13 protein-coding genes and 3 pseudogenes are annotated in these 15,219 nt (G+C 42.8%); 8 read left to right on the plus strand and 8 right to left on the minus strand.

The window, feature by feature from the left end; all coding sequences use genetic code 11:
- The 5 genes from mnmE to rpmH form a co-directional block, all read right to left on the minus strand.
- A complete protein-coding gene (mnmE, locus tag ACK1U4_RS10145) occupies nt 1-1,407 on the minus strand; it encodes a tRNA uridine-5-carboxymethylaminomethyl(34) synthesis GTPase MnmE (RefSeq protein ID WP_419401600.1) in 1,407 nt (468 codons plus the stop codon).
- Between the two features lie 241 nt (nt 1,408-1,648).
- Entirely contained in the window at nt 1,649-3,322 is a 1,674-nt protein-coding gene (gene yidC / locus ACK1U4_RS10150) for a membrane protein insertase YidC (RefSeq protein WP_419401599.1), read from the minus strand.
- 159 nt (nt 3,323-3,481) lie between these two features.
- The gene (yidD, locus tag ACK1U4_RS10155; protein WP_419401598.1) at nt 3,482-3,841 is read right to left on the minus strand and encodes a membrane protein insertion efficiency factor YidD; all 360 of its coding nucleotides are present in this window, start codon (nt 3,839-3,841) and stop codon (nt 3,482-3,484) included.
- Between the two features lie 9 nt (nt 3,842-3,850).
- On the minus strand, nt 3,851-4,246 hold the full coding sequence (gene rnpA, locus ACK1U4_RS10160; RefSeq protein WP_419401612.1) for a ribonuclease P protein component: 396 nt from the start codon (nt 4,244-4,246) through the stop codon (nt 3,851-3,853).
- 186 nt (nt 4,247-4,432) lie between these two features.
- Nucleotides 4,433-4,567 (minus strand): 50S ribosomal protein L34, encoded by a 135-nt coding sequence (rpmH, locus tag ACK1U4_RS10165; RefSeq protein WP_050326012.1) that lies wholly within the window; start codon nt 4,565-4,567, stop codon nt 4,433-4,435.
- A 578-nt stretch (nt 4,568-5,145) separates the two neighbouring features.
- Here rpmH and dnaA point away from each other — a divergent pair.
- From dnaA to ACK1U4_RS10205, 8 genes are all read left to right on the plus strand, one after another.
- On the plus strand, nt 5,146-6,495 hold the full coding sequence (gene dnaA, locus ACK1U4_RS10170) for a chromosomal replication initiator protein DnaA (protein ID WP_419401597.1): 1,350 nt from the start codon (nt 5,146-5,148) through the stop codon (nt 6,493-6,495).
- A 56-nt stretch (nt 6,496-6,551) separates the two neighbouring features.
- Entirely contained in the window at nt 6,552-7,907 is a 1,356-nt protein-coding gene (dnaN, locus tag ACK1U4_RS10175; RefSeq protein WP_419401596.1) for a DNA polymerase III subunit beta, read from the plus strand.
- A gap of 14 nt (nt 7,908-7,921) precedes the next feature.
- Entirely contained in the window at nt 7,922-9,079 is a 1,158-nt protein-coding gene (gene recF / locus ACK1U4_RS10180) for a DNA replication/repair protein RecF (protein ID WP_419401595.1), read from the plus strand.
- Nucleotides 9,069-9,467: a hypothetical protein gene (locus ACK1U4_RS10185; RefSeq protein ID WP_419401594.1), complete on the plus strand. Its 399-nt coding sequence runs from the start codon at nt 9,069-9,071 to the stop codon at nt 9,465-9,467. The genes recF and ACK1U4_RS10185 overlap by 11 nt, the downstream gene beginning before the upstream one ends.
- 172 nt (nt 9,468-9,639) lie before the next feature.
- The gene (gene gyrB / locus ACK1U4_RS10190) at nt 9,640-12,129 is read left to right on the plus strand and encodes a DNA topoisomerase (ATP-hydrolyzing) subunit B (RefSeq protein WP_419401593.1); all 2,490 of its coding nucleotides are present in this window, start codon (nt 9,640-9,642) and stop codon (nt 12,127-12,129) included.
- A 159-nt stretch (nt 12,130-12,288) separates the two neighbouring features.
- The gene (locus tag ACK1U4_RS10195; protein WP_419401592.1) at nt 12,289-12,528 is read left to right on the plus strand and encodes a type II toxin-antitoxin system RelB/DinJ family antitoxin; all 240 of its coding nucleotides are present in this window, start codon (nt 12,289-12,291) and stop codon (nt 12,526-12,528) included.
- Entirely contained in the window at nt 12,518-12,844 is a 327-nt protein-coding gene (locus tag ACK1U4_RS10200) for a type II toxin-antitoxin system RelE family toxin (protein WP_419401591.1), read from the plus strand. Before ACK1U4_RS10195 ends, ACK1U4_RS10200 begins: the two co-directional genes overlap by 11 nt.
- Nucleotides 12,845-12,899: 55 nt before the next feature.
- Complete coding sequence (locus ACK1U4_RS10205; RefSeq protein ID WP_419401590.1) at nt 12,900-13,487, plus strand: manganese efflux pump MntP family protein; 588 nt, start codon at nt 12,900-12,902, stop codon at nt 13,485-13,487.
- 525 nt (nt 13,488-14,012) lie between these two features.
- Here the strand turns inward: ACK1U4_RS10205 and ACK1U4_RS10210 are convergent.
- The 3 pseudogenes from ACK1U4_RS10210 to ACK1U4_RS10220 all read right to left on the minus strand — a co-directional run.
- Nucleotides 14,013-14,174: pseudogene (locus ACK1U4_RS10210) on the minus strand (glycine zipper domain-containing protein); the annotation flags it as partial.
- 51 nt (nt 14,175-14,225) lie between these two features.
- Nucleotides 14,226-14,417, minus strand: a pseudogene (locus tag ACK1U4_RS10215) (glycine zipper domain-containing protein); the annotation flags it as partial.
- Between the two features lie 12 nt (nt 14,418-14,429).
- Nucleotides 14,430-14,894 (minus strand): annotated as a pseudogene (locus ACK1U4_RS10220) (hypothetical protein); the annotation flags it as partial.
- Nucleotides 14,895-15,219 lie beyond the last annotated feature (325 nt).

Consider the following 15,219-nt stretch of genomic DNA (forward strand, 5'->3'; position numbering starts at 1 on the left):
TTATTTCCCAATACAAAAACTACCAAAAATCTTACCCAATAAATCATCGGCGGTAAATTCGCCTGTAATTTCGGATAAGCTTAACTGAGCTTGGCGTAAACTCTCCGCCACCAATTCCCCTGCATGGTAAGTATGCAATTGCTCATCCGCCTCGCTCAACGCCTCAGCAGTACGGCGTAGGGCATCCAAATGCCGAGTACGGGCAATCAAGCTATTTTCTGGGGGATGGAAACCAACTTTTTCACAGACTTTCGCTGTTAATGCGTCCAACCCTTGTCCAGATTTACAGGATACATAAATCGGTTGATAGTGTGCTTGCTGATGGGTAAAACTTGTGGACAACTTATCGGTAGCTTGAGATAAATCGGTTTTATTGCCAATCATCAGCATGGCATTGGGTGAGGGTAGTTCACCAAATAACGCTTGAGCAAGGGCTAATGGCTCAGTTTCACTATTGACATCGTACACCATCAACAATAAATCCGCCTGTTCAATGGCTTGTTTAGCTCGCTCAATACCGAATTTTTCCACCACATCTTCGGTGTGGCGTAGCCCTGCGGTGTCGGTCAAGTTTAGTGTCAGACCATTTAACACAATGGTTTCATGCAACACATCTCGGGTCGTACCTGCGATATCAGTGACGATGGCTCGCTCTTGCCCAGCCAAGCGGTTGAGTAGGCTCGATTTGCCTGCGTTGGGTCGCCCTGCAATCACCACAGATACGCCATCACGCAATAATTGCCCTTGTTTGGCGGTATCGAGTACCTCAGCGACTTTGGCACGAATGGCAGTGAGTTGGTCGGCAATTTGACGGTCTGCCAAAAAGTCCACATCTTCTTCATCAGGAAAGTCAATCGCCGCCTCAACGTGCAAACGCAGATGAATCAACTGTGACAATAACTGATGAATTTTGGCAGAAAACTCACCTGTCAATGAGCGTATGGCACTTTTGGCGGCCGCCACACTGGTGGCATCAATGGCATCAGCAATTGCTTCGGCTTGCACCAAATCCAATTTATCATTGTCAAATGCCCTTGCTGAAAACTCACCTGCCACCGCTTGTTTTGCCCCCAACGCATATAATCTAGCCAACAACTGCTGTTGCAAAATCATACCGCCATGCCCTTGAATTTCAACGACATCTTCACCTGTAAACGAGTGGGGGGCAGGAAAATACAACACCAAGCCCTCGTCAATCACGCTGTTATCCGTATCATAAAAACGGGCAAAATGGGCATAGCGTGGGCGAAAATGCTCTTTATGGGTCAAGGCTTGGGCGATGGCGTAGGCTTGGCTACCTGATAGCCGAATCACGCCAACACCACCTCGACCGATGGGGGTGGCAATCGCACAAATGGTGGGTAAGCTGTTATTATCAGCTTGAATAGACGAAAAATTATTTAACATAATATCTACAACGTAATTCTATTGCCAATTATTTTAACACCGCTATGGCAATTTCAATAAAGTTATTTTTGATAAATTAAACGTCATATTTTTCAATCGTAAAGATGTTTTAACCACCCCCAATAAATATTGTATTGTAGGGGCTTACAAAATTTGCGTAAGTCCTACAGTTAAAATTTCAAGCAATAAAAAACCCTTTAAACAGTCTGCTTAAAGGGTTTTGCAACAATCAAAATGTGAATTAAACCACGTTTCTCACAGCATCTTTCATAGCTTGATCTTTTTCAACTTTTTTATTGATAAGATATTGCTGTGCCATGCTAAACAAGTTATTCACTGTCCAATATAACACCAAACCTGCTGGGAAAAATAGCATAAATACGGTGAAAATAATTGGCATAAACTTCATCATTTTGGCTTGCATCGGGTCTTGTGGTTGTGGATTTAGATGTTGTTGGAAGAACATCGCCCCACCCATCAACAATGGCAAAATAAACAACGGATCCATGGATGACAAATCTTTAATCCACAAAATCCAAGGGGCATGACGTAGTTGCACCGATTCGACCAACACCCAATACAATGCCAAGAAAATCGGCATTTGTAGAATTACTGGCAAACAACCTGCCATTGGATTGACTTTCTCTTCTTTGTACAGCTTCATCATTTCTTGGCTCATACGCATACGGTCATCGCCAAACTCGTCTTTGAGGGCTTGCAAACGAGGAGCAACGGCACGCATTTTTGCCATTGAGTAATAGCTTTTGTTGGCAATTGGCATTAACGCAATTTTGACTAACAAGGTCAAAGCGATAATTGACCAACCCCAGTTACCCAAAATTTTATGCACGCTGTCCAATACCCAAAATAGGAATTTTGAAATCGGCCATAAAATCCCATAATCCACGGTTTTATCTAGCCCTTCAGCGATGGGTTTTAGCACATCGGGTTGTTTAGGGCCAGCATATAGCGTGGTATTTAGGGTCGCTTGTTTGGCAGGGGCAATCGCCACAGGGTTACTGGTAAAGCCAATGATATGGTCTTTGCCTGATTCACGGCTATAAAAATTCGCCGTATAGTCTTTTGGTGTTAAGGCAGAAACAAAGTAATGCTGAACAATTGCCACCCAACCTTTATCACTGCTGGCTTTAATAGCATCACTGTCAAAATTACCAAATTTAAGTTTATTGTATGAACTAGCAGGTGTACCCCATGCCCCACCCAAATAGGTCGACATACTCATCGCACCCTTGTTTTCTAATCCAGGGTCTTTGCTATTGTCACGCTTAATTTGGGCATACATTTGACCTTGCCAAGGCTGATTACTGGTGTTATTGATATTATAACTGATGTTAATCGGGTATTGCCCTTTGGTAAAGGTATAGGTCTTGGTGACGGTCACACCATCTTTTTGATACACCAACGGCACACTCAAAGTCTGCTGATTGGGTTGCATCACAAAATTCGTGCTAGTGGTGGTGTAATTGGCACGCCCTTGGGCATTATCAATGCCGTTAGCACCAATCAACCCTGACTGAGCAACATACACTCGACTGCTGTCCTCTTGCAATAATACAAAAGGATCTGGGCTATTAAGACGTGCGGTATGCTCACGCAAAGCAGCATAAACCACATCCCCACCCACAGGATTAATCCGAATATCATACTTATCGGTCGTCACCTGTATAAGATTATCAGCCTTCGCCACGGTAGGGGCAGGCGTAGCATGCGTAGCCGTGGTCGGTACATCGCCCGCTTGACCTGTCATAGGCACATCTTGACTGCCTGTCGTGGTGACAGCGGTCGTCACATTAGGATTGTTCACATTGGCATAATCACGCCCCCATGCTAAGATCAACAGATATCCTGTAATCAGCATGGCAATAATGATTAACGTCCGTAAAATTTTCTGCATATAGCTATCCTAGCTGATAATCGCCATCACCATCGTGATAGCCATTATCAGTCGCTAAAAAAACAAAAATACCAACAAAATAGCCCGTATTTTACTAAAAAAACCAAAAAAAAGATATTGCCGAAATACCATCCGCCAACAAACACACCTCGCTAAAACTCATCGCACACGCCAATACCAAACCCCAAAACCATGAGGCAACATGCCCCATCCATTGGCATTATCACGCCTCATCACATAATGATACTGATAGCGATATAAGGGCAACGGCACAAAATCCACACCAGAACCACCCCACGGATGACAACGGCATACACGTTTAATCGTCAACCAACCGCCCAACCACCCACCATGTAAACGCACCGCTTCTATCCCATAACTTGAACACGTTGGATAAAATCGACAACGAGCAGGCAATAGCGGGCTGATGGCATAGCGATAGAATTGAATCACACCCAATAATAACCGTGCCAAGCCTTGATTCAGCCAATGCCCTATACCTAACTTACCATAGTTCATATAACTGGCTTACACCGCTTTGGCGGAAGCGACACCTAACTTACGCTTCATCACCCCAAATGCCAATGCCAACTGCTGATAAATTTCTGCATTGGTTAATGGCTCTGGTGATTGCTTCACCGTCAATACCATATCCACCGCCATGCCCAACTCATGCTGATGCAAGCGAAAATACTCTCGAGTTAACCGCTTAATCCGATTACGCTCATGGGCCCGTTTGACTTTTTTCTTAGTCACTGCCAACCCTAACCGAGAAACTGCTCCCTCAGTACGCACTTTGACAAAAAATAACAAATGTGACTGATGAATCTTCATACCGCCTTGATTAAACACAGGGCTAAAATCTTTGGGGGTTAATAAACGTTGTTGCTTATCAAACCCCAAACCAGTCACTTGCACCATCATATCCACACTATTTCTCTACTTATCCACAATTTACCCCTAACCAAATGACCACACAATATGGGTGGGGGAGGGCAGGAGATAAAATCAATTGGCATAAAAAAAGCGATATAATTACTTACATCGCTTTTTTATGATTAACACCCAATGGGTACTAACAAGGCGTTAAGCTGTCAAATCATCATTGAATTACACGGTCAAACGATGACGACCTTTGGCACGACGACGTGCTAATACTTGACGACCATTTTTGGTTGCCATACGAGCACGGAAACCGTGGGTGCGTTTGCGTTTGATGACGCTAGGTTGGAAAGTACGTTTCATGGGTATTCACCTTGGCTAAATGTCAGTTAATATTTAACCGATAGCGGTTAAAACTTTTAAACTTCTAAAAACAGTTAATCCAATATTATCCTTGTTTTTATCAATCACGTCAAGATTTCATTGCACTAATTTTTATATTTTAATAGCGTTTATCATTGACAATTGTTATTACGTTAACCTAATGAGATGACTCGATTTGATAGCATTCGGTTATTTTGGTTATTCACTTTCTAAAATCAATCTGGTTTTATCGCTAAGAATACAAGTTTTTTAGCATAAAACATTTGAATGGATTGAAAAAGTTATCCACAAAATGGTTTTTGCTAATAGTATATTATAATATATAGATATTATTATTATTAGTAAGCCGTTTTTTGGTGGATAAGTCAATATTTTTATTTTAATTCAATAATTTGAATTGTTGATAACCCTGTTGAAAACCTGTGTGTAATTTGTGTGTAAAGCTTTCTTTTAAGTTATCCACAATGTTATCCACAGGGTTTTCCACATAAAAATTTGCTTTGTTATTAGTCGGATTTATGCTAAAGTAACCGCACTTTTTGGAGGGTCTAAGCATTATGGCAAGCTCATTGTGGCAACGGTGTGTTGATGAACTTAAATATCACGTACCTGATAATATCTTTACCATGTGGATACGACCATTATCCGCCGTTGAACAGCAAGATATGCTGGTCATTATGGTACCCAATCAATATTTTGCCACCTATATCGAGAAAAACCATCTCGCCCAAATCCAGTCGGTGGTCAGCCAAATTGAACCCACACGTGCGATTGAGGTGCAGATTCAGATTGATAAAGCCCCAACCCTACTCAAAGATGTCGGTAGCTCAACCACGGGTTATCCAGTTGCTGGGGTAGAAGGTAGTGCGAAAGCTGATCGGGCTTCGTCATTTCAGTATCTTGACCCCAGTTTTACGTTTGACCAATTTGTCATGGGTAAATCCAATCAAATTGCGTATAGTATCTGCAAAGAAACCGCCCAAACGCTAGGTGAGTCGAAGAATAATCCCTTGTTTTTGTATGGGTCAACTGGGTTGGGTAAAACCCATTTGATGCAGGCAGTGGCACATGAAATTTTAAAACAAGGTAAGAGTTTTTATTATTTTACCTCGGATAAATTCGTCAATCAGTTGGTGTATTCGATTAAGCAAAATAAGATTGATGATTTTAAGGATAAAATCAAAAAGGCAGATTTGTTAATCATTGATGATATTCATGTGATTGCCAGTAAGCCCAAAAGCAGTGCTGAGTTTTTGGTGTTGTTTAATGATTTTATCAGTAAAAATAAGCAAGTTATTTTGGCGTCTGACCGTCATCCCAGTGCATTGACTGAGTTTGATGAGCGTACCAAATCCCGTTTTTCTTGGGGAGTGTCGGTGGCATTAGAGTCGCCAGAGTTAGATACTCGGATTCAGATTTTACAAAAAAAATCCAAGTCACAGGGCATGAGTTTGCCCAAAGATTGTGCGATTTTTATTGCCCAACATATCGTTGCCAATGTGCGAGAGCTTGAGGGGGCATTGAACAAAGTATTTGCTATGTCACGCTTACTCAATCAGCCTGTACATTTGGAGTTGGTGCAGATGGCTCTCAAAGATGTGGTGGCGATTCGTGTGCAAGCGGTGAGCATGGACAATATCCGCAAAGTGGTTGCAGAATTTTATGATGTGTCGGTGAAGGATTTGATGGGTAAAAAACGCTTACGACATATCGCACGCCCTCGCCAAGTGGCGATGATGTTGGCACGAGAATTGACCAATCACAGTTTTACTGATATTGGGCAGTCATTTGGCGGTCGTGACCATACCACGGTGATGCACGCTTGTGAAAAAGTGCAAGAATTGTGTTTGACCGATGCGATGTTTGATAAAGATTTTCGCACGCTAAAATTAATGCTTCAAACCTAATTTTTTATTTTATTGAATTTTCCTATTCGCTAAAGGAATCACGTTGAGGTAAGCTCATGCAATTAACCATTTCTCGCCGTTTGTTGTTTCCAGCCATTGAGCTGATTTTTAAGGCCGCTGATAAACGCCACAATATGGCGATTTTGGGCAATCTCAAAATTGTTGCCAGCCCCACGGCATTGGAATTGACGGCTTCAGATTTGGAAGTGGAGGTGTATGCCAAGGTAACATTACCTGAAGGCGTGTGCCAACAAGCAGGGCAAATCACTGTGCCTGCTGATCGTTTCCACGATATTATCAAATTTTTGCCATCCAAAGCGGATAAGGTAAATTTGGTGGTGGAAAATAACCAATTACATATCAGTGCAGGCACTAGCCGTTTTAAACTTAACACTTTACCTGCCGAAGATTTTCCGCATTTGGGTGCAGTGGACGCCCCTAGCCAAGTCCAAATTAGCGATAAAGATTTGATTAACCTATTGGATAAAACCGAGTTTGCCGTGGCGGTGCAAGATGTGCGGTATTATCTGACAGGGATGCTGTGTGAATTTAGTGCCGACCAATTGACCACGGTGGCGACCGATGGACACCGTTTGGCATTGGCAACCGCCCCCATTCAAAATCCCACCCAATTTGAGGGTAGTATGATTGTGCCAAGAAAAGGGGTAAAAGAATTACAGCGTTTGTTACAACGTTTGTTGGGTGAAAATGATAAATTGGCACGTAAATTCAAAAAACAAAATCCTGTGTTTGCCAATTTAGCCAGTCAATTTAACCTTAATATTGGAAAAGAATTTTTTCAAATTGTGTTACCTTTTACCCAAGTGGTACAAGATACCGCCCAACTTGCCCCACCAATTTGGGTAGCGATTACCACCAAGCTGATTGACGGAAAATTCCCCGATTATCGCCGAGTAATCCCAACCAATCAATCCAACGTTGCCACCCTTGACCATGCAGGACTGCAAGAGGTGCTACGCCGTGTGGCGATTTTGAGTGATGAAAAAACCCGTGGCATTATTTTTAATTTTGACCCCATTCAAGCTGAATTAATTGTCAAAGCCCATAATGCTGACCGTGATGAAGCTACCGAACGTTTGCCGATTCAATACGCAGGTGAAGCCCTAGAAATTTCGTTTAATGTGGCGTATTTGCTCGATGTGCTAGAAGCAATGAACCGTAAGAAATCCCAAGATAAAGACGATGAAGAAGCCTTTGAAGGTGGGGAATTACCGCCTGTGCGTGCTGATGCTGATGAGGCGTTTGACCCTAGCCAAGTTGTACCGACCTTTATCAATGCCGAAAATAGCTTTGATGTGGTGTTTAAAATGGGGCAAGCCAATGGCTCGGTATTGCTCGAAAAACCACTCGAACCACAATATCAATTTGTGGTCATGCCAATGCGAATTTAGACGCTGGCTCGTTTATGCAACTGACAGACCTACAAATTCACCATTTTCGCAATCTTACCCAATTGCAACTACCGCTTGGTGGTTGCAATGTTTTTTTGGGGCAGAACGGCAGTGGTAAAACGTCTATTTTAGAAAGCATCTATTTATTATCTCGTGGCAAAAGTTTTCGCCATCATCAGCCAAAACACTATATTCAATACGGCTTTGACCGCACCACGGTATTTGCCAAACTCACCGACCCCAATACCGATAGCCAAACCATCGCCATCGAAAAAGCCCAAGATGCCAGTACCCAACTTCGCCTGAATCAAAATAGCGTCCTTACCCAAAGTCCGCTTGCCAAGCTATTGCCCACGTTATTATTTGAGCCGATAACCCTCAATAGCCTAGAAACAGGTAGTCAAGCACGGCGTGAAATTTTGGATTGGTTATTGTTTCACGTGGAACAAAACTTTCATCCCACTTGGCTCAAGTACCAAAAAATCCTCAAGCAACGTAATAGCCTGCTCAAGCAAATACCGCATTTCGCCCAAATCAGCCAATGGCAACACCAAGAAATTCAAGCATGGGATAAAGAGTTGGGGCAGTATGCCGAACAAATCCATCAGCTACGTCAACCCACGATAGAGGCTTGGCAACGCCATTTTAGCGAGCAGTTGGCAGTATTTTTGCCCCAATATGCCGATAAATTACGCTTGCGTTATACCGTGGGGTTTGATTCTGCTGTAGGGCTAACTGCGACATTGGCAGAGCGGTTGGGGCAAGATTTGGAGTTGGGTTATACTCGCATGGGCTGTCACCGTGCTGATATTAATGTGATGCTTGATAATACGTCCATTGATGAAAATGGACATTCGCATAAACACAGCTTTCCTGCCACTGATGTGCTATCTCGAGGTGAAAAAAAGCTATTGATGTTATCACTTCGGTTATCGCAATTGCCATTATTAAATTCGGTGGGTAAAGTGCCGTTGGTATTGATTGATGATATCACGGCTGAGTTGGATGATAGGGCATTGGGGTTGTTATTGAGTGGATTAAAACAGGTGGATTCGCAGTTGTTTATTACCAGTTTATCGGCGGATATTGTGCCGAAGCTTGAGGCAATTTGGCAACAAGAAGTTAAATTGTTTCACGTGGAACAAGGCGAGGTCAAAAGTAATGATAGCTGATAATATTGAGAAACAATGGCTTATTTGGGATTATGTCAGCTTATCTTGGTCAGAAATTGGTATCGGTAAAGATGAATTTTCAAGTTATCTACAAAAAATTGAACAATACTATCCCAGTTGGCAAGACATTAAGCCAATTATCAATGATGTTTTACTGTGTTTTGCTCCACAAATACCATTAATGTTTGCCTTCTTTCCGATGATTCCAGATTGGGGTTATAACAAAGATTATTTAACTGAGAAAATACAACAATGGGAAACTAGGTCAAAAATAATGATTTGGTTAAATCCCTTACGATTAATTGGCTACCCTTTAGCTTATCTTATGGCATTAAGTTATATTTATCGCCTAAAAAAGCATTATCAAAAGAAGGTTTTAACTGTTTAATAAGTTGATGCTAAAAGCACGCAATACATGACTTTTTAGCCAAAATTTGTTAAAATAGCCCCTTTCATTTTGCCAAAAAATTCTCGCAAATTATTGCGATTTTTAGCAAGATTTTTTACATTCATTGAATAGTTTTTTGGCAAAAAACGCTTGTTAAACTCATGGAGTTGTCATGTCAGATACCCAATTAGAAAAACCTTTGGACACCACCGCCAACCCACAAGAATATGGCTCAGACAGTATTCGTGTACTCAAAGGCTTGGAAGCCGTGCGTGTGCGTCCTGGTATGTACATCGGCGACACCGATGATGGAACAGGCTTGCACCACATGGTATTTGAAGTGGTGGATAACTCGATTGACGAGGCACTGGCAGGGCATTGTGACGAAATCAACATCGTGATTCACGAAGATGAGTCGGTCAGCGTGCGTGATAATGGTCGTGGTATTCCTGTCGATATTCACCCAGAAGAAGGCGTATCGGCTGCCGAAGTCATTATGACTGTACTTCATGCAGGCGGTAAATTTGATGCCAATAGCTATAAAGTATCAGGCGGTCTGCATGGCGTGGGCGTGTCGGTGGTGAATGCCTTGTCCGAAAAATTGGTGCTAGATATTTGGCGACAAGGGTTTCATTATCAACAAACCTATGCCAATGGTGAGCCACAGACCGATGTGGTCAAACTTGAGCCAACCGACAAAACAGGCACGCAAGTTCGCTTTTATCCCAGTGTGGGCGAAGAAGGTAGTAGTGCTATTTTTAAAGGCGTGACAATTTTTGATTATGAAATTTTAGCCAAACGCTTGCGTGAATTGTCATTTTTGAACTCAGGTGTCCGCATTGTGTTGACCGATGAGCGTGAAGACAAACGCCATGAATTTGAACACGCAGGGGGCTTGTCCGAGTTTGTTAGCTATATCAATGCAGGCAAAACAGGCTTAAACGAAGTGTTCCATTTTAGCAGTGAACAGGCTGATGGCATTGGCGTGGAAGTGGCATTGCAATGGACTGACAGCTATAACGAAAAGGTATTGACCTTTACCAATAACATTCCACAACGGGATGGCGGTACGCATTTATCGGGCTTTCGCTCGGCGTTGACTCGTGCGTTAAATAGCTATATGGATAGCGAAAATATTGCCAAAAAAGAAAAAATCCAAGTATCGGGCGATGATGCTCGTGAAGGGTTGACGGCGATTGTATCGGTGAAAGTGCCAGACCCTAAATTTTCAAGCCAAACCAAAGATAAATTGGTGTCAAGTGAAGTCAAATCGGCAGTCGAATCTGCGATGCACGATAAATTTAACGATTATTTACTGGAAAACCCCAACGCAGCCAAAGCCATCGCAGGCAAAATCATTGATGCCGCTCGTGCTAGAGAGGCGGCTCGCAAAGCCCGTGAATTAACACGCCGTAAAACTTCACTCGATATCGCAGGTTTACCCGGTAAATTGGCGGATTGCCAAGAAAAAGACCCTGCTTTATCAGAGTTATACATTGTGGAAGGGGACTCAGCAGGCGGTTCTGCCAAACAAGGGCGTAGCCGTAAAACCCAAGCGATTTTACCACTCAAAGGTAAAATCTTGAATGTGGAACGTGCCAGATTTGACAAAATGTTATCGTCACAAGAGGTCGGCACGCTGATTACCGCCCTTGGTACAGGCATTGGGAAAGATGAGTATAACCCAGATAAACTCCGTTATCACAAAATCATCATTATGACCGATGCGGACGTGGATGGCTCGCATATTCGTACTTTGTTGTTGACGTTTTTCTTCCGTCAAACCCCAGAATTGTTGGAACGTGGGCATATTTATATCGCCCAGCCACCGCTGTATAAAGTCAAAAAAGGTCGTCAAGAATTGTATGTCAAAGACGATGAGGCATTAAAAGCTTATCTATTGTCTTCTACCATTGACGAAACCCAATTACACTTGTCCGAAGGCACACCAGCGGTGACAGGCAAAGCCCTAGAAACTTTGCTCAATGACTATAACCAAACCCAAGTGGTAAAAAATCGCTTGCAAATCAAGTACCCAGCCAGTGTGCTTGACGCATTGGCACGCATTGACAAACTCAGCATGGATAATCTTGGCGACCATGCCCAAATGCAAGCATGGACGGACAAGCTATCTACGCAACTGCTCGCCACTGCCAAAGCCCTTAAGCCCACCGTTGAGTTAGAAACCTTGCAACGCCAAGAGGGTGATAAGTCGGTGGATTATTATTTGCCACGAGTGACTATTCATGTACATCAGTTACCGCATTCGTATTTGCTAGATACCGCCTTTGTTAATTCTGGCGAATATGCTCGCTTGCACCGTTTGACAGGGCAGTGGAAAGATGTATTCTCTGACAGTGCTTATATTGCCAAAGGGGACAAAAAACTGCCAATTCCTGACATGGATTATTTATGGCAATTTATTATGAGTGATGCACGCCGTGGCTTGGCGATTCAGCGTTATAAAGGGTTGGGCGAGATGAATGCCGACCAATTATGGGAAACCACGATGGACCCAGAAAACCGCCATATGCTACAAGTGACCATTGAAGATGCGATTGCGGCTGACCATTTATTCACTTGTTTGATGGGGGATGACGTTGAGCCAAGACGTGCCTTTATCGAAGAAAATGCGTTAAGTGTGACGAATTTGGATATTTAAGCAGGCTATCGTCAGAAGATGATTTTATAGGGGCGTATGGCATACGTCCCTTATTTTTTAGCATTATTTTGCCTAAAAAAAACAGGCAGATATTGCGAATTGAGTGTAATGCAAAATCGCATTATAATATCATTAACTATTTGATATAAAAGGTGAGCGATGGCAACGTTAAATATCCGTATTGACGATGACATTAAACATAAAGCTTGTTTGGTGCTTGATGAAATGAATGTTAGTCAAAGTGATGCAGTTCGTGTGTTTTTTGAATATATTGCAACCTATCGCCAATTACCAATTAAAACATTGGTGGTTGATAATGATGATGATTTGATTGATATGGTTAAGCATCGTCTAAAAAATCCCGAGCCGAGCTTTGAGGTGGATTTAGATGCCTTGTGATGAATCAGTTTGTTATAAAATCCATTTTACCAAAACCTCACTCAAGGAATTTCAAAAACTTGGGGCGACCGTTAAAGAACAATTCAAAAAAAAGCTAAAATCTTTACAGGCAAATCCTCACGTTGATTCAGCACGGTTATCCGATGAGTTGGCAGGGTGCTATAAAATCAAACTGCGGGCTTCTGGCTATCGGCTGGTTTATCAAGTTAAAGATGACAGGTTAATTATCATTGTGATTGGTGTAGATAAACGTCAAAGTGTGTATGATAAAATGCTAAAACGTTTGCCAGTGGAAGTTGATGATACGCTTCAATAAAAAAATTGCTGTAGCTTCCTTATTAAAAAATTTTCTTTAAAAACGGTACTTTATAATGATATCTTTATTGCTTTTAGCATTGGCTTTATCCATGGACGCCTTTGCGGTATCCATTGGGCTAGGGGCAAAACACCGTCAATATACCTTCAAAATTGCCTTGATGGCAGGGCTATATTTTGGGGTGTTTCAAGGGGTAATGCCTCTCATCGGCTATCTTGGTGGACGCTCGGTATTGGGCTTTATTGAACACTTAGCACCTTATATTGCTTGTGTAATTTTATTGGGCTTGGGCGGTAAAATGCTGTATGAAGCCCTACAATATGATGACGAGGATGAGGGAGAAAATACGCCTCACAGCGATGCGTTAGACATTGCCAATACAGCAGAATTAACATTAACCCAAAAAACCATGACCACCCTTGCGATTGCCACCAGTATTGATGCGATGGCGGCAGGGTTTACCTTGAATTTAATTGAAGTTAATGCCTTTTTATCCTGTGCCGTGATTGCGGTGGTAACAGGGATTTTTAGCTTTGCAGGGGTATATTTGGGCAAACAATCAGGAACATGGCTTGAAAGCAAAGCCGAGATTTTTGGCGGATTGGTGCTGATGGGTATTGGGATAAAAATGGTATTGTTTTAAAACTTTACCCACAAACAAAAAAGGCTTTTCGTTACTGAAAAGCCTTTTTATTAATTGCTCAATTAGTGCTTGTTCAATGAACTAACGTTGAATACGATACCACGCATCACGAGCGGCTAGGCGAGCTTCATCCCAAGTCAAACGTGAGTTGCCTTTAAAGCGTTCCCAATCGTTGCGTAATTCAGTTTCAACACTTTCAAAGTCATTGGCAGTGGTGAAGTGGTTTTTTGCACGATAGCCATAGTCATACGCTGAGCGATAATCTGTGTCATAGTCGTAAGTTTTATTGTAGTAAGTCGTGGTAGTGTAGTTGCTACGCCAGTAGTTGTCTTCTTCAGTGTTGCCCTCAAGGGTATTAGCAATGGCATTGCCTGTAGCAGCCCCTGCAACCGCACCGATTGCACCACCGACCAATGAACCAACTGGACCACCCACTGCACCGATGGTTGCACCTGTTACTGCACCTGCTGTCATACCTGTACCACTAGCGACTGGGTTGGCTTCTTTGCGTTGTTCGCCTGCTTGAGTTGGGTTGACCGCTTCGCCGACTTCATGTCCTGCTGCACCGCCAGTAACTGCACCGATAGCACCGCCGACCAGTGTACCGACTGGACCTGCGACTGAACCAATCGCTGCACCTGCTGCTGCACCGCCTAACGCCCCTGTGCCACTAGCCACTGGGTGTGGTTTTTCATAAGCATCTTCGGATGTGGTTGGGTTCACCATTTCGCCTGCTTCATGACCTGCTTTACTACCAGCCACTGCACCGATTGCACCACCAACCAATGTACCGACTGGACCTGCGACTGAACCCACGGCTGCACCTGCTGCCGCACCACCCAAAGCCCCTGTACCTGTGGCAATTGGATGACCTTTTTCTTCGCCTTCCGCATATACACGAGTGCGAGGGGTATAGTGACGACCAGACAATTTGGCATCAGTTTTATCCCAACCATCACGAATCGCTTCTTTGGCTTCCTCCCATGCAAGGCGTGAGCCACCTTTAACTTCATTCCAACTACGCTCAAGCTCTGCTTCAACGCTGTCAAACGTTGTACCTACTGGGTATTTGGCACGATTGGCATAGCCCACTGCATACGCAGGTTGATAGTCTGTGTTATAGTCATAGCCATCTTTATAATAAGTGGTTTGAGAATAAGTATCGTGCCAGTAGGTATCTTCCACGGTTGGGTCAATTGCTTCACCTGCTGCATGACCTGCTGCACCGCCTGCAATCGCCCCAATCGCTCCACCAATCAGCATTCCTAATGGACCACCAATTGCACCAATTGCTGCCCCTGCAGCTGCACCACCCATCCCACCTAATGCTGTACCCACTGGATGTGAGCCTGGTTCACCAGTAATTGGGTCAAGATTTAGATTTTCGTTGTTAATTGAATCTACCATGATTATTTCCTCATAAATTGTTAATAAAAACTAAATTTTAACTTTATATTTGATGTTAAAATTTAGCTGGGTTTGTATAAAAATATCAAATTTAACAATAACATACGCAAACTAAAATTTTCCTTGTTATACGTTTTTGACTGTTATTGCTGAATGTTTTTCCATAATACCCAAAAAAATTTCTCAGTCTGTTAGCGATTGAGCATCGTTATGTTGTATTTAGTAAAAAAGTCATCACCAATTTGCTTGTTAAGTAACAAGCTGATGGGTTCTGTGAAAAAATTGGTACACTTTGCAACCGTGTTTTGATTTGATTGAGCATGGA

Source organism: Moraxella sp. TY6, assembly GCF_048551375.1.
In the GTDB taxonomy this organism is placed as follows: Bacteria; Pseudomonadota; Gammaproteobacteria; order Pseudomonadales; family Moraxellaceae; genus Faucicola.